This is a genomic window from Streptomyces sp. NPDC101194 (assembly GCF_044767885.1).
Lineage (GTDB): Bacteria > Actinomycetota > Actinomycetes > Streptomycetales > Streptomycetaceae > Streptomyces.
In genome coordinates, this window is the sequence record NZ_JBIWOS010000001.1 from 148,650 (window position 1) to 169,669 (window position 21,020).

Annotated in this window: 23 protein-coding genes and 1 tRNA gene; 15 read left to right on the top strand and 9 right to left on the bottom strand. The window is 68.6% G+C overall.

Features of this window, described 5'->3' with window-relative positions; all coding sequences use genetic code 11:
* Positions 1 to 82 precede the first annotated feature (82 nt).
* Positions 83 to 448 carry a hypothetical protein gene (locus ACIRP2_RS00615; RefSeq protein WP_404245086.1) on the bottom strand — a complete coding sequence of 122 codons (366 nt, stop codon included), beginning with the start codon at positions 446 to 448 and terminating at the stop codon, positions 83 to 85.
* A 371-nt stretch (positions 449 to 819) separates the two neighbouring features.
* On the opposite strand from ACIRP2_RS00615, the gene ACIRP2_RS00620 reads away from it, so the two are divergent.
* Positions 820 to 3,219 (top strand): immune inhibitor A domain-containing protein, encoded by a 2,400-nt coding sequence (locus tag ACIRP2_RS00620; protein ID WP_404245088.1) that lies wholly within the window; start codon positions 820 to 822, stop codon positions 3,217 to 3,219.
* Between the two features lie 124 nt (positions 3,220 to 3,343).
* Positions 3,344 to 3,679 (top strand): hypothetical protein, encoded by a 336-nt coding sequence (locus ACIRP2_RS00625; RefSeq protein ID WP_404245090.1) that lies wholly within the window; start codon positions 3,344 to 3,346, stop codon positions 3,677 to 3,679.
* 51 nt (positions 3,680 to 3,730) lie between these two features.
* Here the strand turns inward: ACIRP2_RS00625 and ACIRP2_RS00630 are convergent, their stop codons facing one another.
* Both ACIRP2_RS00630 and ACIRP2_RS00635 read right to left on the bottom strand, forming a co-directional pair.
* Positions 3,731 to 4,315: an isochorismatase family protein gene (locus ACIRP2_RS00630; protein WP_404245092.1), complete on the bottom strand. Its 585-nt coding sequence runs from the start codon at positions 4,313 to 4,315 to the stop codon at positions 3,731 to 3,733.
* Between the two features lie 187 nt (positions 4,316 to 4,502).
* Positions 4,503 to 5,831, bottom strand: a complete 1,329-nt coding sequence (locus ACIRP2_RS00635) for a nicotinate phosphoribosyltransferase (RefSeq protein ID WP_404245094.1) — start codon at positions 5,829 to 5,831, stop codon at positions 4,503 to 4,505.
* A 78-nt stretch (positions 5,832 to 5,909) separates the two neighbouring features.
* Between ACIRP2_RS00635 and clpS the strand changes: the two genes are divergently transcribed.
* From clpS to ACIRP2_RS00670, 7 genes are all read left to right on the top strand, one after another.
* Positions 5,910 to 6,224, top strand: a complete 315-nt coding sequence (clpS, locus tag ACIRP2_RS00640) for an ATP-dependent Clp protease adapter ClpS (protein WP_093900291.1) — start codon at positions 5,910 to 5,912, stop codon at positions 6,222 to 6,224.
* Positions 6,225 to 6,274: 50 nt separating this feature from the next.
* On the top strand, positions 6,275 to 6,859 hold the full coding sequence (locus tag ACIRP2_RS00645; RefSeq protein WP_404245097.1) for a DUF2017 domain-containing protein: 585 nt from the start codon (positions 6,275 to 6,277) through the stop codon (positions 6,857 to 6,859).
* 495 nt (positions 6,860 to 7,354) lie between these two features.
* A complete protein-coding gene (locus ACIRP2_RS00650; protein WP_404245099.1) occupies positions 7,355 to 8,794 on the top strand; it encodes an amino acid permease in 1,440 nt (479 codons plus the stop codon).
* A 123-nt stretch (positions 8,795 to 8,917) separates the two neighbouring features.
* Complete coding sequence (locus ACIRP2_RS00655; protein ID WP_404245101.1) at positions 8,918 to 9,349, top strand: Mov34/MPN/PAD-1 family protein; 432 nt, start codon at positions 8,918 to 8,920, stop codon at positions 9,347 to 9,349.
* A 143-nt stretch (positions 9,350 to 9,492) separates the two neighbouring features.
* On the top strand, positions 9,493 to 9,618 hold the full coding sequence (locus ACIRP2_RS00660) for a putative leader peptide (protein ID WP_404245103.1): 126 nt from the start codon (positions 9,493 to 9,495) through the stop codon (positions 9,616 to 9,618).
* A 107-nt stretch (positions 9,619 to 9,725) separates the two neighbouring features.
* On the top strand, positions 9,726 to 10,004 hold the full coding sequence (locus ACIRP2_RS00665; RefSeq protein ID WP_404245105.1) for a MoaD/ThiS family protein: 279 nt from the start codon (positions 9,726 to 9,728) through the stop codon (positions 10,002 to 10,004).
* Positions 10,004 to 10,954, top strand: coding sequence for a cysteine synthase (locus ACIRP2_RS00670; RefSeq protein WP_361451058.1), 951 nt, complete (start codon positions 10,004 to 10,006; stop codon positions 10,952 to 10,954). The genes ACIRP2_RS00665 and ACIRP2_RS00670 overlap by 1 nt, the downstream gene beginning before the upstream one ends.
* A 259-nt stretch (positions 10,955 to 11,213) precedes the next feature.
* Here the strand turns inward: ACIRP2_RS00670 and ACIRP2_RS00675 are convergent, their stop codons facing one another.
* A complete protein-coding gene (locus ACIRP2_RS00675) occupies positions 11,214 to 11,720 on the bottom strand; it encodes a type II toxin-antitoxin system PemK/MazF family toxin (protein WP_404245108.1) in 507 nt (168 codons plus the stop codon).
* A 177-nt stretch (positions 11,721 to 11,897) separates the two neighbouring features.
* Between ACIRP2_RS00675 and ACIRP2_RS00680 the strand changes: the two genes are divergently transcribed.
* Positions 11,898 to 12,650 carry an MBL fold metallo-hydrolase gene (locus tag ACIRP2_RS00680; protein WP_404245110.1) on the top strand — a complete coding sequence of 251 codons (753 nt, stop codon included), beginning with the start codon at positions 11,898 to 11,900 and terminating at the stop codon, positions 12,648 to 12,650.
* A gap of 102 nt (positions 12,651 to 12,752) precedes the next feature.
* On the opposite strand, the gene ACIRP2_RS00685 is transcribed toward ACIRP2_RS00680, so the two are convergent.
* The gene (locus ACIRP2_RS00685; RefSeq protein ID WP_404245112.1) at positions 12,753 to 14,018 is read right to left on the bottom strand and encodes a PTS transporter subunit EIIC; all 1,266 of its coding nucleotides are present in this window, start codon (positions 14,016 to 14,018) and stop codon (positions 12,753 to 12,755) included.
* A 259-nt stretch (positions 14,019 to 14,277) separates the two neighbouring features.
* Positions 14,278 to 15,591: a PTS transporter subunit EIIC gene (locus ACIRP2_RS00690; protein ID WP_404245114.1), complete on the bottom strand. Its 1,314-nt coding sequence runs from the start codon at positions 15,589 to 15,591 to the stop codon at positions 14,278 to 14,280.
* A 222-nt stretch (positions 15,592 to 15,813) separates the two neighbouring features.
* Between ACIRP2_RS00690 and ACIRP2_RS00695 the strand changes: the two genes are divergently transcribed.
* The 4 genes from ACIRP2_RS00695 (at position 15,814) to rdgB (ending at position 18,117) form a co-directional block, all read left to right on the top strand.
* Positions 15,814 to 16,047 carry a glucose PTS transporter subunit EIIB gene (locus ACIRP2_RS00695; RefSeq protein WP_014156020.1) on the top strand — a complete coding sequence of 78 codons (234 nt, stop codon included), beginning with the start codon at positions 15,814 to 15,816 and terminating at the stop codon, positions 16,045 to 16,047.
* 190 nt (positions 16,048 to 16,237) lie between these two features.
* On the top strand, positions 16,238 to 16,975 hold the full coding sequence (gene rph / locus ACIRP2_RS00700) for a ribonuclease PH (protein ID WP_404245116.1): 738 nt from the start codon (positions 16,238 to 16,240) through the stop codon (positions 16,973 to 16,975).
* A 125-nt stretch (positions 16,976 to 17,100) separates the two neighbouring features.
* Positions 17,101 to 17,493: a hypothetical protein gene (locus ACIRP2_RS00705; RefSeq protein WP_404245118.1), complete on the top strand. Its 393-nt coding sequence runs from the start codon at positions 17,101 to 17,103 to the stop codon at positions 17,491 to 17,493.
* 21 nt (positions 17,494 to 17,514) lie between these two features.
* Positions 17,515 to 18,117, top strand: a complete 603-nt coding sequence (gene rdgB / locus ACIRP2_RS00710; protein ID WP_404245120.1) for an RdgB/HAM1 family non-canonical purine NTP pyrophosphatase — start codon at positions 17,515 to 17,517, stop codon at positions 18,115 to 18,117.
* Positions 18,118 to 18,181: 64 nt separating this feature from the next.
* On the opposite strand, the gene ACIRP2_RS00715 is transcribed toward rdgB, so the two are convergent.
* The 3 genes from ACIRP2_RS00715 to bcp form a co-directional block, all read right to left on the bottom strand.
* Positions 18,182 to 18,265, bottom strand: a tRNA-Leu gene (locus ACIRP2_RS00715).
* A gap of 134 nt (positions 18,266 to 18,399) precedes the next feature.
* On the bottom strand, positions 18,400 to 19,896 hold the full coding sequence (proP, locus tag ACIRP2_RS00720; protein ID WP_404245122.1) for a glycine betaine/L-proline transporter ProP: 1,497 nt from the start codon (positions 19,894 to 19,896) through the stop codon (positions 18,400 to 18,402).
* Between the two features lie 198 nt (positions 19,897 to 20,094).
* Positions 20,095 to 20,562, bottom strand: coding sequence for a thioredoxin-dependent thiol peroxidase (gene bcp, locus ACIRP2_RS00725; protein WP_376270455.1), 468 nt, complete (start codon positions 20,560 to 20,562; stop codon positions 20,095 to 20,097).
* A 128-nt stretch (positions 20,563 to 20,690) separates the two neighbouring features.
* Here bcp and ACIRP2_RS00730 point away from each other — a divergent pair, with 128 nt between their 5' ends.
* The gene (locus tag ACIRP2_RS00730; RefSeq protein ID WP_404245124.1) at positions 20,691 to 21,011 is read left to right on the top strand and encodes a DUF3618 domain-containing protein; all 321 of its coding nucleotides are present in this window, start codon (positions 20,691 to 20,693) and stop codon (positions 21,009 to 21,011) included.
* Positions 21,012 to 21,020 lie beyond the last annotated feature (9 nt).

Genomic DNA, 21,020 nt, shown 5'->3' on the forward strand with positions numbered 1-21,020 from the left:
GGGCACTCACCCGCGCCACGAAGGCCTCGGTCTCCGTACGGGTTCGGTCGTCGAACCCGTACGGAGACCGAGGCCTTCGAGCTCAGCGCCGCAGGGAGTGCTCGTTCAGGCGAACGTCCGCACGCGCCGCTCCGCGCTGCTCGGCGGCGCGGGCCGCCGGGCTCGGGGCCTGGGCCCCGTCGCGGGCGAGGCCCTCGGCCTCGACGGCGGCGGAAACCACGTCCTGGTTCGCACGGGCTGCGGCCCCGGCCCTCGACGGCTTCGCTGTTTTCGCCCGGGACGGGAGGGGTACGGTCACGGCCACCAGCAGACCGAGCGCGAGCGCCGCGGTCCCGATGACGGCGATGCCGAGGCCCGAACCCGTACGGGAGAGCAGCAGCATGGCGAGGGTCGAGAAGACGACGGTGACCGAACCGTAGGAGAACTGTGCGGCAGTGATACGCGGCATGGCGGTATCCGTCCTCGGGGCATCGGATGGGCAATCTCTCAACACGGTCGCACTGTCAAGCGACTCTACGACGGTGGATGCCCGAGAGGAGCCGGTAGTAAGCGTGACCTAACCCACGGTACCGGTGCATGGGGGGCGCACGGAGTCATTCCGTGCTTCGGGCTTGGGCTGTGACGCGCTGGTTGCCTGCGTGGTGAACGTCCGGATAACGGAAATGTGCTCCTGCATAGTGCACTTGGCCTGTTCAAGTCAAGATCTGTCTTTTCTCTCGTAACTCCGGTCGAATGTCGTCACTTGTGACGCGTATCCGCGCGCGGCCCCCACCACACCACCCCAGGCCGCAGCCGCGGGCGCGGGGAGGACTGCATCAAGTGACCACTCACAGACGGGCGCTTCGCGCCGCAGCGGTTGTCGTGGCCATGGCCGCCACGGCTGCCACGGCGTCAGCTTTCGCCACCGCTCAGGCGGATGACCATGCATCAGGGGCCAAGGGCTCCGCGGTCGAGCGCCGCGACCCGGGCTCGGCCAAGGGCAACGAGCACGATCTGAAGGGCCCCTTCAGCGAGCAGCAGGACGCGCAGCGTCAGGCCGCCCTGGAAAAGGTCATATCGGGCGACAAGAAGATATCGAAGCGGGACGGCTCCCAGGTCGTCAAGCTCGACGACAAGAAGTACGTCGAGCTCGGCCGTGAGAAGACCGACAAGATCTTCACGATCCTGGTCGAGTTCGGCGACAAGGTCGACAACACGACCATGTACGACCCGGACGGCGACGGCCCCGAGCCGGCCGTTCCGAAGTACGGCGGCACGCCCGGCCCGGCGCACAACACGATCGCCAAGCCGGACCCCAAGAAGGACAACAGCACCGCCTGGCAGGCCGATTACAACCAGGCGCACTTCCAGGACCTCTACTTCGGTACGGGCGCCGGCAAGAACTCGCTGAAGACCTACTACGAGAAGACGTCCTCCGGGCGCTACTCGGTCGACGGCCAGGTCACCGACTGGGTCAAGATCCCGTACAACGAGGCCCGTTACGGTTCCAACTACTGCGGCTCGACCAACTGCGCCAACGTCTGGGACATGGTCCGCGACGGCGTGAACGCCTGGGCCGCCGACCAGAAGGCCAAGGGCCGTACCACGGACCAGATCAAGGCCGATCTGGCGCAGTACGACCAGTGGGACCGCTACGACTACGACAACGACGGCGACTTCAACGAGCCGGACGGCTACATCGACCACTTCCAGATCGTCCACGCCGGTGAGGACGAGTCCGCGGGCGGCGGCGCGCAGGGCACCGACGCCGTCTGGGCGCACCGCTGGTACGCCTACGGCACCGACGCCGGCGCGACCGGTCCGGCCTACAACAAGGCCGGCGGCACCGAGATCGGTGACACGGGCATCTGGGTCGGCGACTACACCGCGCAGCCCGAGAACGGCGGCCTGGGCGTCTTCGCCCACGAGTACGGCCACGACCTGGGCCTGCCCGATCTGTACGACACCACCAACCGCGCCGAGAACTCGGTCGGCTTCTGGTCCCTGATGTCGGCCGGTTCCTGGCTCGGCACCGGCAAGAACCAGATCGGTGACCTGCCCGGCGACATGACCGCCTGGGACAAGCTCCAGCTGGGCTGGCTCAACTACGCCGAGGCCAAGGCCGCGACGGACTCCACGCACAAGCTGGGCGTGTCCGAGTACAACACCAAGGACAAGCAGGCGCTCCTCGTCACGCTGCCCGACAAGCCCGTCACCACCCCTGTCACGAAGCCCGCGGAGGGCTCCAAGCAGTGGTGGAGCGACATGGGCGACAACCTGAACAACACCCTGTCCCGTTCGGTCGACCTGACCGGCAAGTCCAAGGCGTCCCTGGACCTCGCGGGCTTCTGGGACATCGAGAAGGACTACGACTTCCTCTACACCGAGGTGTCGGAGAACGGTGGCACCAGCTGGACCGCGATCGACGGCACCGCCGACGGCAAGGCGCTCCCGCGCGACGCCAGTGACAAGCCGGCCCTGACCGACGTCTCCGGTACGTACCAGAAGCTCTCCTACCCGCTGGACGCCTACGCGGGCAAGAAGATCGACATCCGCTTCCGTTACGCCACCGACGGCGGTGCGGGCGGTGTCGGCTTCGCGGCCGACACCATCTCGATCACCGCCGACGGCGCCGTGATCTTCTCGGACAACGCCGAGGGTGACGACAACGGCTGGACCGCCAAGGGCTTCTCCCGCGTCGGCGAGTCGTTCACCAAGGACTACCCGCAGTTCTACATCGCGGAGAACCGCCAGTACGTCAGCTACGACCAGACCCTCAAGGTCGGCCCGTACAACTTCGGCTTCTCCAAGACCCGTCCGGACTGGGTCGAGCACTACCCGTACCAGAACGGTCTGCTCATCTGGCAGTGGGACACCTCCCAGAAGAACAACAATGTCTCCACCCACCCGGGCAAGGGCCTGATCCTGCCGATCGACGCGCACGCCAAGCCGCTGAAGTGGGCGGACGGCACGATCATCCGCAACAAGATCCAGCCCTTCGACGCACCCTTCAGCCGGTACGCGACCGACGGCTTCACCCTGCACAACGCCGATGTGCCGGTGCAGATCAAGCCGCAGCTCGGCATCCCGGTCTTCGACGACCACAAGGGAACCTACTGGTACGCGGAGAACAAGACCGGAAGCGTTCAGGTCGCTGACACGAACACCCGGATCACGGTCGTCAGCGAGCCGCGCGACGGCTCGACGATGATCGTCAAGGTGGGACCCTCGCACAAGTAGTTCCACATCACCGCAGGTCAGAGCTTGATCGGCCGTCGCCCTCTAGCGGGCGGCGGCCGATCGTGTTTAGGTGCCTCTTGTTCAGATCCTTATTGACATGACGTCTCACGGGGGAGCGCGGAGCATGGCAGGCGGAGGGTTCAGCAAGTTGCCGAACGGCACGGTGGTGGTGGCGATCACCCTGACCGGTCCGGCGGACGGAACAGGTCCGGGTACCCCGGTCCGGGTCCTGGTACACGCGGCCAACCGGGCCAGGGCGCTGACCCGGCTGCGCAATCTGGGCCTGCGCGCGGTCTATCTCCGCGGCAACGCGGAGCCGCCCACGCCCGACGAGATCACCGCCGTGCTCCACCACCCCGACGGGGTGCTCTGGCGGGCCCGGCCCCAGCGGGCGCAGGAGCTCTGGCATCCGATCCGAGCGCTGCTCCGTCCGTCCGTACCGGCCCGCCGCCCGGCCTGAGGCAGGGGCGACGGGGGAGCGACGGGGTGGGGCCTCGACCGACCCGCCCCGCTACACCACGGGCTTGCCGGAGAGCTTCACGCCTGCCCTGCGGAGCTCCTCCAGCGCCCGTTCCGTGGTCTCCTCGGCGACCCCCGCGGTCAGGTCGAGCAGCACGTGCGTCGTGAGGCCGGCCCGGACCGCGTCCAGCGCCGTCGCCCGCACGCAGTGATCGGTCGCGATGCCGACCACGTCGACCTCGGCGATCCCGTGGTCCCGCAGCCAGTCGGCCAGCCCCACACCGTTCTCGTCGAGGCCCTCGAAGCCGCTGTACGCAGCGGCGTAGGCCCCCTTGTCGAACACCGCGTCGATCGCTCCCGAGGCGACCGCGGGAGCGAAGTTCGGGTGGAATCCCACCCCCTCCGTGCCGGCGACACAGTGGGCGGGCCAGGAGTGCTCGAAGTCCGGCTGTGCGGAGAAGTGGCTGCCGGGGTCGATGTGGTGGTCACGGGTGGCCACCACATGGCGGTACCCGGGCTGGGCCTCGCCGATCAGGTCGGTGATGGCGGCGGCGACATCGGCGCCCCCCGCCACGGCGAGGCTGCCGCCCTCGCAGAAGTCGTTCTGGACGTCCACGACGATCAAGGCGCGGTGCATGACGGGTGTCCTTCGGTGGGGGACGGGTCGGCGGTCATGAGGGACGTGTTCGAGCCTAGAGACTCGGGAGCGGTTCAGGGAGGGGACGGTGTGCCGGCAGCGGGTTCAAGCGCTGCCGGGCCCGTTCGGCGACGGGGGACGGCACGGCCGCCGGGCGGGCCCGGTCACCTTCCCCGTGCCCGCACCCTCACGCGTACTCCGTGGGGATCACCGGTTCCCCGCGGGACAGCTGCATCGCCGACATCGGCAGCGCCGCCCGCGCCGTCATGTGCCGCGCCCGCGCCGCGTCCAACGGCTCGCGGGCGATCACCTCACCGCCCCTGACCAGCTCGGCCAGCAGCTGCCGGTCGGCCAGCTCCGGGGGCACGGGACCGGTGCCGATCACCTCCGCCTCGGCCACGCCGTTCGAGTCCAGCCGGCGCGCGGCCCACTTTCGACCGCCCATCGACGACTTCGAGCCGAGCGACTTCTTCGCGACCGGGCGCAGCGGCTCCGCGGGGTCGGCGGAGCCGGCGCGGGCGACCAGCTTGTACACCATCGAGCAGGTGGGCTGCCCGCTGCCGGTCACCAGCTGCGTGCCCACCCCGTACGCGTCGACGGGCGCCGCGGCCAGCGAGGCGATCGCGTACTCGTCCAGATCCGACGTCACCACGATCTTCGTCCCGGTGGCGCCCAGCTCGTCCAGCTGCTGCCGCACCCGGTGCGCGACCAGCAGCAGGTCCCCGGAGTCGATGCGTACGGCACCGAGGTCGGTTCCGGCGACCTCGACCGCCGTACGGACCGCCTCGGCGACGTCGTACGTGTCGACCAGCAGCGTCGTCCCCCGGCCCAGCGAGTCGACCTGGGCCCGGAACGCGTCGCGCTCGGTGTCGTGGAGCAGGGTGAAGGCGTGGGCGCTCGTCCCGACGGTCGGGATGTTGTAGCGGAAGCCCGCGGCCAGGTCGGAGGTGGTGTCGAAGCCGCCGATGTACGCGGCACGCGCCGACGCCACCGCCGACAGTTCATGGGTGCGGCGTGCACCCATCTCGATCAGGCCGCGTCCGCCCGCCGCCGCGGACATCCGCGACGCCGCCGCGGCGATCGCCGAGTCGTGGTTCAGGATCGAGAGGATCACCGTCTCCAGCAGCACGCACTCGGCGAAGGAGCCCTCGACCCGCAGGATCGGCGAGCCGGGGAAGTACACCTCGCCCTCCGGGTAGCCCCAGATGTCGCCGTTGAAGCGATAGTCGGCCAGCCAGGCGAGCGTGGGCCCGTCGACGACGTCCTGTTCGCGCAGGAAGGTGAGCATCTCGTCGTCGAAGTGAAAGTTCTCCACCGCGTCGAGCACCCGTCCGATGCCCGCGACGACGCCGTAGCGCCGGCCCTCCGGCAGCCGGCGGGTGAATGCCTCGAAGACCGAGCGCCGGTCGGCCGTGCCGGCCTTCAGCGCGGCCTGCACCATCGTGAGCTCGTACTGGTCGGTGAAGAGTGCCGTCGACGGCACACCGACCCGTCGCCCAAGGTCCGCAGAGTTCATGCTCCGGATGCTACCCCTATTTCGTCAGAGTGACGAGATCTCGGGTCGTTTGTGCGATGACCCCTCCCGAGTGGCAGCATGGGGTGGGTGAGCGTCGCCCCCACAGAGATCGAGCGTCCCGAATCGGCCGAGGAGAGTCTCGTCGTCCCCGAGCCCGACGTCCCCTGGGTGACGCTGGTCCACAACGACCCGGTCAATCTCATGAGCTATGTGACCTATGTCTTCCAGGCCTACTTCGGCTACTCCAAGGACAAGGCCCACAAGCTGATGCTGGACGTCCACCACAAGGGCCGCGCCGTCGTCTCCAGCGGCAGCCGCGAGGAGATGGAGCGCGACGTCCAGGCCATGCACGGCTACGGACTGTGGGCCACCCTCACGCAGGACCGCAACTAGAACGATCCGTTCCCTCACTGCCCCGCCCGACCCACCATCGGAGAAAACCCATGGCCGGCCACTTCGAGGCCACCCCCGGCGGCGGCGCGGCCGTCGCGCTCGACGACGTGGAGGTCGCGATCCTGCGCTCCCTCGCCGTCCAGCTGCTGGAACTGATCGGCCCCGGCGACGAACCCGCCGACGGCGAGGACCCGCTGGCCGCCCTCTTCGCGGAAGGGCCCAGCGAACCGCCCACCGACCCCGCGCTGGCGCGCCTCTTCCCCGAGGCGTACGGCGACGAGGACAGCGAACTGCGTGCCGCGTCCGCGGAGTTCCGCCGCTTCACCGAGAACGATCTGCGCGCCCGCAAGCGTGAGGACGCCCTCACCGTCGTACGAACCCTGGACGCCCTGTCCGTCGCCGAGGACGGTGGCGCCGTGCTCAAGCTCTCCGGCGACGAATGCCGTCACTGGCTCGGCGCCCTCAATGATCTCCGGCTCACCATCGGCACCCGTCTGGAGGTGTCCGACGACGACGAGGGCGAGGCCGGATCGCTCTACCGGCTTCCCGACAGCGATCCGCGCAAGCCGATGGTCATGGCCTATCTCTGGCTCGGCGCGCTCCAGGAGACCCTGGTGGAAACCCTGATGCCGTAGTTCCCGGCATTCCGGTCCCCCGGCCTCCGGGCCGCTATTCCGCGCGCTTCTCGAACGGTCCTGGTGTCCGTGCTTCCCGGCCCCGGTCCAGGTCCCGGCTTCCGTGCTTCCGGGCCCCGATTCGGTCGCGGCTTTCGGGCTCTTCGGGCCCGATCCGGGTTTCCGGGATTCCCGCGTCCCGATTCCTTGATCCCGGACGAGGAGCGTTCGCTCAACAGACGCTCAAATCCGAATAACGATCCCGTCACCTGAACGGTCGCTTATGCGGCGACTGAAAACCCTTGTCCGCTTTTTCCTGTGCTGTGCGACACATGGGCTCCGGTGATTCACCCGTGTGCCTGTGATAAATCTTCACGACCACTCGGGGACGCCACCCTTGTTCCCGAGGGCGCTACAAGCCGGCGACCGCCGGTGGCACTCCATCCATATCCGGGGGGATCAGGACCTGGTCCGCGGCTTCGACGGCGCGGACCGGCGTGGAGAAAGGCGCAGCACATGACATCGGCGCAGGTCGACAAGGGACAGAGCGGCCGACCGGCCGCACCGGCCGCGGATGCCGGCGCGACGGGCGAGGGGTACCAGCGGGCCCTCGGCGCCCGTCAGATCCAGATGATCGCCATCGGCGGGGCCATAGGCACCGGCCTCTTCCTCGGCGCGGGAAAGGCGATCTCCAAGGCCGGCCCCAGTCTCGTCCTGGCTTATGCCGTCGCGGGCCTGGTGATCTTCTTCATCATGCGCGCCCTGGGCGAACTTCTCATGTACCGCCCGGTGTCGGGATCCTTCTCGGAGTACGCCCGTGAATTCATCGGGCCCTTCGCAGGTTTTGTCACCGGCTGGACCTACTGGCTGTTCTGGGTCGTCACCGGAATCACCGAAGTCACTGCCGCCGCCCAGTACATGACGTTCTGGTTCGACATCCCGCAATGGGTGTCGGCATTGGTCTTCACGGTCATCCTGTATGGCGTGAACCTGATCTCCGTAAAGCTCTTCGGGGAGCTGGAATTCTGGTTCTCGATGGTCAAGGTGACGGCGATCGTCGGCATGATCCTCATCTGCGCCGGAATTCTCACCCTCGGCTTCTCCGACGCCGGGGACACCGCGTCCGTCGCCCACCTCTGGGACGACGGCGGTTTCTTCCCGCACGGCATCAAGGGCACCCTGATGACCCTGCAGATCGTGATGTTCGCGTTCCTCGCCGTGGAGCTCGTCGGCGTCACCGCGGGCGAGTCCAAGGACCCGAAGACCGTCCTGCCCAAGGCCATCAACACCGTGCCGTGGCGCATCGCGGTCTTCTACATCGGCGCCCTCGTCATGATCCTCTCCGTGGTTCCGTGGGCCGAGTTCCAGCCCGGCATCTCACCGTTCGTCGCCTCGTTCCGGAAGATGGGCCTCGGTATCGGCGCCGGCATCGTCAACTTCGTCGTACTGACCGCGGCCCTCTCCTCCTGCAACTCCGGCATGTACTCCACCGGCCGCATGCTCCGCGACCTCGCGCTCAACGGACAGGGCCCGAAGTTCTTCACCCGTCTCACCAGGAGCGGTACCCCGCTGGTCGGCACCACCTTCTCCGCCGCCCTGATGCTCGTCGGCGTCTGGATCAACTACCAGTGGCCCGGTGACGCCTTCACCTACGTCGTCTCCTTCGCCACCATCTCCGGCATGTGGGCGTGGATCATGATCCTCGTCTGCCAGATCCGCTACCGCCGCCTCGCCGACCTCGGCGTACTCCCGCGATCCGGCTTCCGGGCCCCCGGCGCCCCGTACACCAGCGTCTTCGCACTGGCCTTCATCGGCCTGGTCCTCGTGATGATGGGCATCGACAAGGACACCAGGGTCTCGCTGTACTGCGCCCCGTTCTGGGCGGCCGCCCTCGGTGTCTCGTACCTGGTGCTCAGGGCCCGCAACCCCGAGAACAAGGCCTTCGCGAAGAGCTGAGACCACGTCGCGCGGACCCCGAACCGTCCCCGGCGACCGCCGTCCCGACGGCCGCGTCCACCATGCGGGCCCCCGCGTACCACTCCTCGGTACACGGGGGCCCGCCCGCCTATCCTGGGCGCCATGCTGACCATCACCCAGGCGCTCTACGACCAGATCGTCGCGCACTCCCGCGCCGACCACCCCGACGAGGCGTGCGGCGTGGTCGCGGGCCCGGCCGGAACCGGCCGGGCCGAACGGTTCATCCCCATGCTCAACGCCGCCCGCTCGCCCACCTTCTACGAGTTCGACTCGGGCGACCTCCTCAAGCTCTACCGCGAGATGGACGACCGCGACGAGGAGCCGGTGATCGTCTACCACTCCCACACCGCGACCGAGGCCTACCCCTCCCGCACCGACGTCACGTACGCCAACGAACCCGGCGCGCACTACGTCCTCGTGTCCACCGCGGACACCGACGACGCGGGCCCCTTCCAGTTCCGCTCCTACCGCATCGTGGAAGGCGAGATCACCGAGGAGCCCGTCGAGGTCGTCGAGGCGTACGAGCCCGCCTGACCCCCTTGCCCCGCCCTGCCCCGTCGCCCCGTGGGCCGGGCGGGGCCGGGCCGTTCGCGGCCCTGTCCGCCTGGCGAACGTCAATCATCCACCAGGTGAGATCACACTCCGGATCACGGACCGGGAATCGATACGATGACCGCATGGTTCCCCATGACGTGAGCGAGAAGACGCCGGGCATGCTGCTCGTTGCGCGGCTGCACGTCGACCTGTGCAGGCTCTCCAGCGCGATCTGTACGAGCCGCCTGCCCGCCGGCCGCCGGGCCTGAGCCGGGCCCCGAGGCCCGAGCACCCGTCCGAAACGCACCAAACCCCTGCGCGGGGGCAGAGCCGCGCGCCCCACGCCACCTCTCCGCATCCGACAGGAGCCCACGCCATGGCCATCGAGGTCCGCATCCCGACCATCCTCCGCACCTACACCGACGGCGCCAAGGCCGTCGAGGGCGACGGAGAGACCCTCGCCGACCTCTTCACGGATCTGGACAGCCGCCACAACGGGATCCGCGAGCGCATCGTCGACGGCGGCGAAATCCGCCGCTTCGTGAACGTCTACCTCAACGACGAGGACGTCCGCTTCCTGGACGGCATCTCCACCAAGCTCAGCGACGGCGACAACGTCACCATCCTCCCGGCCGTCGCCGGCGGCATGAACTGATGCGGTACGACAGCCCGCTCGCCGCGGTGGGCAACACCCCGCTCGTCCGCCTGCCGCGGCTGTCGCCCTCGGCCGACGTCCGTATCTGGGCCAAGCTGGAGGACCGCAATCCCACCGGCTCGATCAAGGACCGCCCCGCGCTCCACATGGTCGAACAGGCGGAGAAGGACGGCCGGTTGACCCCCGGCTGCACCATCCTGGAGCCCACCAGCGGCAACACCGGCATCTCGCTCGCCATGGCGGCCAAGCTCAAGGGCTACCGCATCGTGTGCGTCATGCCGGAGAACACCTCCCAGGAACGGCGTGACCTGCTCGCCATGTGGGGCGCCGAGATCATCTCCTCCCCGGCGGCCGGCGGCTCCAACACGGCCGTACGCGTGGCCAAGGAACTGGCCGCCGAGCACCCCGACTGGGTGATGCTCTACCAGTACGGCAACCCCGACAACGCGGGCGCCCACTACGCCACCACCGGCCCCGAGATCCTCACCGACCTCCCGTCCGTCACCCACTTCGTGGCGGGCCTCGGCACCACCGGCACGCTCATGGGCGTCGGCCGCTACCTGCGCGAACACAAGCCCGACGTCAAGATCGTCGCTGCCGAGCCGCGCTACGACGACCTGGTCTACGGGCTCCGCAACCTCGACGAGGGCTTCGTGCCCGAGCTGTACGACGCCTCGGTCCTCACCACCCGCTTCTCGGTCGGCTCCGCGGACGCCGTCACCCGTACCCGCGAACTCCTCCAGCAGGAGGGCATCTTCGCGGGCGTCTCCACCGGCGCCGCGCTCCACGCCGCGATCGGAGTCGGAAACAAGGCCGTCAAGGCGGGGGAGCAGGCCGACATCGTCTTCGTCGTGGCGGACGGCGGCTGGAAGTACCTGTCGACGGGCGTCTACACCGCCCCGACGACGGAAGCGGCCATCGAAACGCTGCACGGCCAGCTTTGGGCGTAAGGGCTGCCCCGTCATCCCTGGCGGGCGCCCGACCAGCTACGTCACCTCGCCGCGTTGTCGGAACATCCGCATACATCCAGTATGCGGATGTTCCTTCGCCTTGCGACGCACCGCATCCGACGCCGCGCGCTCCTCCACCACGGATTACGGGGCAGCCCTTGGCCCCCGTACCCGATCACCGGACGAGCCGGACGGGCCGGCCCGTCCGGCGGGCGGGACCGTCCCCCGGGCCGCACCGCGGGCGCCTCGCGCCCCGGCCTCAGCCGAGCCCGCGCACCCGCTCCCACACCGCCGGGTCCACCACGCCCACCCGCCGTCGGAACCCCCGCACGGCGACCTCCCGCAATTCGTCCGTCTCCAGGAAACTCGCCCTCTCCCGCGCATCCCCCACCGTTCCCGCGGGCAGCGCGATCACCCCGGGCCGCTCCTGGTGATGTTTGCTGGTGATCTTCGCGACGCGCGCCGAGCCACCCCGTACCGACAGCACGAGACAGGGCCGGTCCTTCGCCCCGGGCCCGTCCTCGTAGGGCACCTCGGCCCACCAGATCTCACCCGGACGCGGCTCGCGCTCCGGCCCCGGCCCACGCCCCGGCCCCGCCGGCGGGCGCGTCCGCCCGCCCGGACGCCCGCCCGAGCGCGCCCCGGCCGACCTGCCGGAACGCCCGCCGGGCCGCCGCCCTCCCCGCCCCCGCCCATCGGCGAGCGCCGCCACGAGCGCGAGCAGCACGACAACAGCGAACGCGATCCACCACCAGGACATGTCCATGTCCCGACCGTACCGGCGTTCCCACCTCTTCCATCGAACCGGTGACAGAGCAGGTGAGTTCCCCCACAACGGACGGCCGTGGAGGAGCGACCGGCTGTTTCGCGCTTTACGCTCGACAAACCGCTCAACACACCGCACGAACCCTCCCCGTTCCCACGTCTCGGAGGTTCACGCTCCATGAAGCTCACCGTCGTCGGCTGCTCCGGCTCGTTCCCGTCCCCGGGATCGGCGTGCTCGAGCTACCTCGTAGAGGCCGACGGCTTCAGGCTGCTCCTCGACATGGGCAACGGCGCCCTCGGCGAGCTGCAGCGCCATGTCGGTCTCTACGACCTCGACGCCGTCTTCCTCAGCCACCTCCATGTCGATCACTGCATCGACATGTGCGCCTACTTCGTCGTCCGTTACTACCGGCACGACGGAGGCCCTGCCGGCCCCCTCCCGGTCTACGGTCCCGACGGCACCGAACAGCGGCTGACCATCGCGCACGGCGACACCCCGTCCGAGCGGGCGATGAGCGAGGTCTTCGACTTCCACACGCTGAAGCCGGGCTCGTTCGAGATCGGCCCCTTCTCGGTCCGCACGGAGAAGGTCTGCCACCCCATCGACTCCTTCGCCATCCGGATCGAGCACGGCGGCCGCTCGCTCACGTACTCCGGCGACACGGGTGCCTGCGAGGCCCTGGACGAGCTCGCCGAGGGCGTCGATCTGTTCCTCTGCGAAGCATCGTTCATCCATGGCAAGGAGGACATTCCGGACCTCCACCTCAACGGCCGCGAGGCGGGCGAGATCGCCGCCCGTGCCGGAGTGGGGCGTCTCGTCCTCACCCACATCCCGCCGTGGACCGACGCCGACCGCAATCTGGCCGATGCCCGCATGTTCTTCGACGGACCGGTCGAGGTGGCGGCGCCGGGCGCGGTCTACGAGATCTGAGGCCCGAGACCGGCACCGGGGACACGACGAAGCCCTCACCTCCCGTCGGGGAGGTGAGGGCTTCGAGCCGTTATGGCGTACGGGCCGGGCCCGGGCCGAGGGTTACTTCGCCTCGGCCTTGAGGAGCTCGGCCAGTTCCTCGTCGGACTCGCGGCCCGGGGTCGGCAGGTTGAACTTGGTGATCGCGAAGCGGAAGACCACGTAGTAGACCACCGCGAAGCAGAGACCGACCAGTACCAGCAGCCATGGCTTGCTCGCGATGCCGAGGTTCAGGAAGAAGTCGACCGCACCGGCGGAGAAGCCGAAGCCGTCCTTCATGCCGAGGCCCCAGGTGAGGGCCATCGAGACACCGGTGAGCACCGCGTGGATCGCGTACAGCGCCGGGGCGATGAACATGAAGGTGAACTCGATCGGCTCGGTCACACCGGTGACGAACGCGGTGAGAGCGAGGGAGAACATCATGCCGCCGACGACCTTGCGGCGCTCGGGGCGGGCGCAGTGGACGATCGCGAGGCAGGCCGCCGGGAGGGCGAACATCATGATCGGGAAGAAGCCGGTCATGAACTGTCCGGCCGTCGGGTCGCCGGCCAGGAAGCGGTTGATGTCGCCGCTCTTGCCGTGGTACTCACCGGCCTGGAACCACGGGAACGAGTTCAGCAGGTGGTGCATGCCGACCGGGATCAGCGCACGGTTGGCGACACCGAAGATGCCCGCGCCGACCGCGCCCGAACCGACCAGCCACTCACCGAAGTTGTGCAGTCCGGTGCCGAGCACCGGCCAGATGTAACCGAAGACGATGCCGATGACCAGGCCCGCGAAGGCGGAGAGGATCGGGACCAGGCGGCGGCCGCCGAAGAAGCCCGCCCAGGCCGGCAGCTTCGTCCGGTAGAACCGCTGGTAGAGCAGCGCGACGACGATGCCCATCACCACACCGCCGAGGACCTTGGCGTCCACGGGGGCGTCCGTCATGACGACCTTGCCGTCGACGACCGTCGCGACCTGCGGCAGGTTGCTGTCGGTGAAGGTGGCGAGCACCTTCTGGAAGACCAGGTAGCCGGTGACGGCGGCGAGGGCGGTCGAGCCGTCCGACTTCTTGGCGAAGCCGATCGCGATGCCGACGGCGAACAGCAGCGCCATGTTGTCGAGGATCGCGTTGCCGCCCGCGGCCATGAAGCTCGCGATCTTGGTGATGAAGCCCGGGAACGAGTCCCTGCCGAGCATGTCGTCGTTGCCGAGACGGACCAGGAGCGCGGCCGCGGGCAGCACCGCGACCGGCAGCATGAGGCTGCGGCCGATGCGCTGCATGACCGCCATCGCGCCGGCGCCCTTCTTCTTGGTGACCGCGGGCGCGGTGTCTGCCGTGGACATCAACTTCCTCCATTGGACAAGGCGCCGCCCAGGTCGATGAGGGGGGAGGCGGCGACTCGAAGAACGCGGCAGATCGCCACGTGGTCTGAACCACTCAGTGGTGTAGACCAGTTGTAGCACGGTGTGGGCGAGATAAGGAACCTTCACGATCCGACTACTTCGCATGAGCTATCGTCCACGCTCGGTGACATGGCGAAGACCCCCGGAACCAAGGGTTCGAGGGCCTCTGCCGATGGGGTCGAAAGACCCGTCTGATCTGCTATTTCGTGAGATCCCTCTCGATCTCCTCCTCCAGCTCGTCGGGCTCTCGGCCCGGTGTCTGGAGATTGAATCGGGTGATCGCGAACCGGAAGATCGCGTAATACGCGGCAGCGAAGACCAGGCCGATCGGAATGATCAGCCATGGTTTGGTCGCCAGGCTCCAGTTGATGACGTAGTCGATCAGGCCCGCGGAGAAGCTGAAGCCGTCCTTGACTCCGATCGCCCAGGTCACCGCCATCGAGACACCGGTGAGCACCGCGTGGATCGCGTACAGCAGCGGCGCGACGAAGAGGAACGAGTACTCGATCGGCTCGGTGATGCCCGTCACGAACGACGTCAGCCCGACCGAGAGCATCATGCCGCCGACCGCCTTGCGGCGATGCGGCTTGGCGCAGTGGTAGATCGCCAGCGCCGCCGCGGGCAGGGCGAACATCATGATCGGGAAGAAGCCCGAGGTGAACTGACCGGCCGTCGGGTCGCCCGCCAGGAAGCGGTTGATGTCACCGTGCACGACCGTGCCGTCCGGCTTGGTGAAGTCGCCGAACTGGAACCAGACGAACGTGTTCAGGAACTGGTGGAGACCGATGACCAGCAGTGCGCGGTTGGCGACACCGAAGATGCCGGAGCCGGCCCAGTCCAGGTCCACCAGCCACTTGGAGAAGCTGGTCAGACCGTCGCCGATCGGCTGCCAGAGCCACGCGCACAGCGCGGCGAAGAGCAGGCCGACGAACGCCATGATGATCGGGACGAGTCGGCGGCCGTTGAAGAAGCCGAGCCAGTCCACCAGCTTGACCCGGTGGTACCGCTGCCAGAACCAGGCGGACAGCAGGCCCATCACGATGCCGCCGAACACCCCGGGGTTCTGGTACTGCGCGGCCGTCACCTTGGCGTTGCCGGTGACGCAGGTCCCGAACCAGGTGCCGCCCGAGGTGAACGTCGAACCGGGCGCGCAGTCCACCGGGAAGGCGTGCAGCACCGCGTAGTAGACGAGGAAGCCGGCCACCGCGGCGAGTGCGGTCGAACCGTCCGACTTCTTCGCCATGCCGATCGCCACACCGACGCAGAACAGCAGCGGGAGGCCGAGCCCCGAGTCGAGCAGCGCACCGCCCGCGGCCTCGAACACCTTGGCCACGTTGCCCCAGCGCAGGCCCTCGTCGCCGAATACGTCCGGCTGGCCCAGCCGGTTGAGAATGCCTGCCGCGGGCAGGACGGCGATCGGGAGCTGAAGGCTGCGGCCCATCTTCTGGAGGCCTTGGAAGAAGCCGTTCCACCATGTCCTCCGTGGCGCTGCGGCGCTGCTCGTCGAGCTCATCGGCGTCCTCCCGGAACACGGTGCGGTCGGCGGTCGTTGCACACTGGTGTAGACCAGTTGGGGTACGGTGCGTAACCCGCCTGGAAGACAGGGCACCGGTGATCGTCATCATTGAGGACGGTCCAGACACTCGCTCGCGAAGCTGGGCCAAACGTGCGTTACGGTGACGAAACGGACCCAGGGTGGGCCGTCGCACGCATGTGAACAACCAGGGAGAAGGCCATGGCCAGCAAGGCTGAGAAGATCGTCGCCGGGCTCGGCGGTATCGAGAACATCGACGAGATCGAAGGCTGCATCACGCGCCTCCGCACCGAGGTCCACGACCCCAGCAAGGTCGACGAAGCCGCGCTCAAGGCCGCCGGAGCCCACGGCGTCGTCAAGATGGGCACCGCGATCCAGGTCGTCATCGGCACCGACGCCGACCCCATCGCCGCCGACATCGAAGACATGATGTGACCGGCCGTCGAACCCTCCGCATAACCCCCCGCTGAGCCGGACCGCTCAGCGCCACGCAGGCCCCGCCCGCCCGGACGGGGCCTGTGCCGCAATCGAACGGACACCACGCCGGACCCCGCACCGCATCGCTCCGGCAGCCGCCCCGGGCACCCGAACGGCCGCCCTCCCCGCACCGGATACAGTCGACGCCATGTCTCGTATCGACGGCCGCACCCCCGAACAGCTCCGCCCCGTCACCATCGAACGCGGATGGAGCAAGCACGCCGAAGGCTCCGTACTCATCTCCTTCGGCGACACCAAGGTCTTCTGCACCGCCTCCGTCACCGAGGGCGTCCCCCGCTGGCGCAAGGGCAGCGGCGAAGGCTGGGTCACCGCCGAATACTCCATGCTGCCCCGTTCCACCAACACCCGCGGCGACCGGGAATCCGTACGCGGCAAGATCGGCGGCCGCACCCACGAGATCAGCCGGCTCATCGGCCGCTCCCTGCGCGCCGTCGTCGACTACAAGGCCCTCGGCGAGAACACCATCGTCCTGGACTGCGACGTCCTCCAGGCCGACGGCGGCACCCGCACCGCCGCCATCACCGGCGCCTACGTCGCCCTCGCCGACGCCGTCACCTGGGCCCAGCGCAAGAAGCTCGTCAAGCACGGCCGCAAGCCGCTGACCGACACCGTCTCCGCGATCAGCGTCGGCATCGTCGACGGCATCCCCCTCCTCGACCTCTGCTACGAGGAGGACGTCCGCGCCGACACCGACATGAACGTCGTCTGCACCGGCGACGGCCGCTTCGTCGAGGTCCAGGGCACCGCCGAGGCCACCCCCTTCGACCGCAAGGAACTGGGCGTCCTGCTCGACCTCGCCACCGCAGGCTGCGCGGACCTCACCGTCTTCCAGAACGACGCCCTCGCCCGCACCCTCGGCGAGTGACCACCCCCGCGAGGCGCAGGTAAAGAAGCAACCAAATACGCACCACAACGCGTCGTTACGAACACGGGCGCACGGGTCGAACCGTGCGCCCGTCCGCGTATCCGCACCCGGGGAGGAACCGCACCATGGCCAAGGCCGCCCGCCACCGCCGCATCACCCTCGCGCTGACCCTGACCGCCCTCACCCTCACCGCGGCAGCCGGTTGCGGCGCGGTGGACAAGGCGCTCGACTGCGTGCGTACCGCCGACGCCATCGCCACCGGCGTCGACAACCTCCAGCAGGCCGTCTCCAACGCCTCGAACGACCCCACCCAGGCGTCCGAAGCCCTCGACGACATCGAGAAGGAGCTCGCCGACCTCGGCGACAAGACCGACAACGCCGACCTCGGCAAGGCCGTCGACGACCTCCGGTCCGGCGTCGGCAATGTCCGCGACGCCATCGACAAGGGCGACGCCACCCCCGACATCACCCCGGTCACCGACGCCGCCCAGGAGATGGGCAAGGTCTGCACGCCCTGACCACCCCCGATACTGGGTGACATGACCCGCCTCATCCTCGCCACCCGCAACGCCGGGAAGATCACCGAACTCCACGCGATCCTCGCCGACGCAGGCCTCGACCACGAACTCGTCGGCGCGGACGCGTACCCGGACATCCCCGACGTCAAGGAGACCGGCGTCACCTTCGCGGAGAACGCCCTCCTCAAGGCCCATGCCCTCGCGAAGGCCACCGGCCACCCCGCCGTCGCCGACGACTCCGGCCTCTGCGTGGACGTACTCGGCGGCGCCCCCGGCATCTTCTCCGCCCGCTGGGCCGGCACCCACGGCGACGACCGGGCCAACCTGGACCTGCTCCTGGCCCAGCTCTCCGACATCGACAACCCGCACCGCGGCGCCCATTTCGCCTGCGCGGCGGCCCTCGCCCTCCCCGACGGCACGGAACGCGTGGTCGAGGGCCGCCTCCTGGGCACCCTGCGCCATGCCCCGTCCGGCACGAACGGCTTCGGCTACGACCCGATCCTCCAGCCGGAGGGCGAGACCCGCACCTGCGCCGAGCTGAGCCCGGCGGAGAAGAACGCGATCAGCCACCGCGGCAAGGCGTTCCGGGCACTGGTGCCGGTGGTGCGGGAACTGCTGGGGTGACGGTCTCTCGGTGAACGTGACAGGCCCGGCGCGCTGCAGAAGCGATCCGGGCCTGACATCGGGGTGCGCGAGGAGGGACTCGAACCCTCACGCCACTAGGACACTGGTACCTAAAACCAGCCTGTCTCACCAATTCCAGCACTCGCGCGTCTCCGGCAGTCTACAAGGGAAGGCTGCAACGGACCCGAAGACCTGTACGGCGGCCCCGGTTTGTGCGTGTTGACCCTTGGGGCCCGAGAACCAGGGTCGTCGGTGCGATCGCTCCGGGCTCGCGCACCTGCATCAGAACCTCGGATCCGGTGTCCGGGCCGCGGCCAGTTCCGCCGCCTCCTCCTCCGTCTCCACCGACGGCGGGGAGCCGGCCAGGGGCTGTTGGGCGGTCTCCTTCATGCAGGCCACGGCGATCACGCCGACCAGGGCCGCCGCCATCGCGTAGTAGGCGGGCATCAGGTTGGTGCCGCTCCAGCTGATCAGGGCCGTGATCACCAGCGGGGTCGTGCCGCCGAAGAGGGAGGCCGAGAGGTTGTAGCCCACGGAGAGGGAGCCGTAGCGGACGTGGGTCGGGAAGAGCGCGGGAAGAGCGGCGGACATGGTGCCCAGCATGCAGACCAGTGAGAGCCCCAGCATCAGCATGCCGGTCGTGATCGCGGGGATGCCGCCCTGGCGGATGAGGAGGAAGGCGGGGAGGGAGAGGAAGAAGAAGCCGAGCATCCCGGTCATCAGCAGCGGCCTGCGGCCGAAGCGGTCGGAGAGCTTGCCGACCTGACTGATGATCAGCATCAGGAAGAGCATGACGACGAGCAGGACGAGCAGGCCGTGCGTCTCGCTGTAACCGAGTTCGTCGGAGAGATAGGTCGGCAGGTACGACAGCAGCATGTAGTCGGTGATGTTGTACGCGCCGACCAGGCAGATGCAGAGGATCAGCGTCGGCCAGTACTGCCGGAAGATCTCGGCGAGGTCGCCCTTGGTGGTGGTCTCGACGCCGTCGGCGGCCTCGGTCGCGTGCGCGGTGCCGCCCTCCAGCTTCTGGAAGGCGGGCGTCTCGTCCAGGCGCAGTCGCAGGTGGAGACCGACCAGGCCGAGCGGACCCGCGACGAGGAACGGGATGCGCCAGCCCCAGGCCTCCATCTGGCCGGAGTCGAGTATCGCGGTCAGAGCGGTGACAAGTCCGGCGGCGCCCACGTAGCCGGCCAGCGTGCCGAATTCGAGGAAGCTGCCGAAGTAGCCGCGGCGTTTGTCGGGGGCGTACTCGGCGATGAAGGTGGAGGCGCCGCCGTACTCGCCGCCGGTGGAGAAGCCCTGGACCAGCCGGAAGAAGATCAACAGGGCGGGGGCCCAGAGTCCGATGGTGTCGTGAGAGGGGATGACTCCGATAGCGAAGGTGCCGACCGCCATCATGATCATGGTGAGGGCCAGGACCTTCTTGCGGCCGATCCTGTCGCCCATGGGGCCGAAGAACATGCCGCCGAGGGGTCGTACGAGGAACGCGACGGCGAAGGTGGCGAAGGAGGAGAGGAGCTGGGTGGTGTCGTTCCCGGACGGGAAGAAGACATGACCGAGGGTGACGGCCAGGTAGGAGTAGATGCCGAAGTCGAACCACTCCATGGCGTTGCCGAGAGATGCCGCCTTCACCGCCCGCTTGACCGCCCGTTCGTCGGTGACGGTGATGTCCGTCCGGCGCAGCTTCGGGTTCTTTCGCTGCCGGATGGCGCGGAACAGGGTGGGGTGGCGTTTGACCGCTTCCGGATCGGCCGCCTGGTGGGGGTCGGGGGCCGCCATGGTCGGGTCCTTTCCTCGGGTGGGTGTTCAGGAAAGGCTTCTGCGCGGCCATGGCGGTCGCAAACCGGATCGGTGGCCGAATGGGATGTCCCTCACATCCCTCCGGCCCGTCCGGGGGCTCCTGGGCTCTCTCCGGCGGTCGGGGAGCCGGCGGTCGGGGGGTCAGGCGGCCGCAGGAGCCGTTCCCGGCCGGGCGGGTCAGATGCCGAGGTCCTTGATGATCTTGGCTACGTGGCCGGTGGCCTTGACGTTGTAGAGGGCTCGCTCGACCTTGCCCTCCTCGTCCACGACGATCGTGGAGCGGATGACGCCCGTCACCGTTTTGCCGTAGAGCTTCTTCTCGCCGAAGGCGCCGTATGCCTCAAGGGTCTCCTTGGAGGGGTCGCCGACCAGGGTGACCTCGAGGTTCTCCTTCTCGCGGAACTTGGCGAGCTTCTCGGGCTTGTCGGGAGAGACGCCGATGACGTCGTATCCGGCGCCGGCGAGCAGCTCCAGGTTGTCGGTGAAGTCGCAGGCCTGCTTGGTGCAGCCGGGGGTGAGGGCGGCCGGGTAGAAGTACACGATGACCTTGCGGCCCTTGTGGTCGGCGAGCGAGATCTCGTTGCCGTCGGCGTCGGGGAGGGTGAAGGCCGGGGCGGTGTCGCCGGGCTGGAGTCGCTCGCTCATGGTTCTCCTCAGGTGGCACGTGGGGTGTACGGGACCGAGCGTAATAGGGGTGCCGCCGGGTGCGTGGGCGGTGGAGCTGACAGACTGTCGATGAAGGTTTACCGGACGAGGACCACGGAGGCGGCGCGGTGTCGGATGCCAGGACCCCTGCGCAGATCGAGGCGGACATCATCAGCAGGCGTGAGCAGCTTGCGGTGGTGCTCGATGAGATCGGGGTGCGGGTGCACCCGAAGACGATCATGGGTGACGCGAAGGCCAAGGCGGCCGAGGCCGTGGACCGGACGGCGGGGCGGGCTTTTGTCGCGGTGAACCGGACGGTTTCGGACGTGAAGGCGCAGTTCGTGTCCGAGGACGGTGCTCCGCGTCTGGAGCGGGTGATCCCGGCGGCATTGCTCGCGGTGGGCGTCGTGGGTCTGGTCGTGGTGTCGAAGCGGCGCAGGAAGAAGTGATGCCGCGAT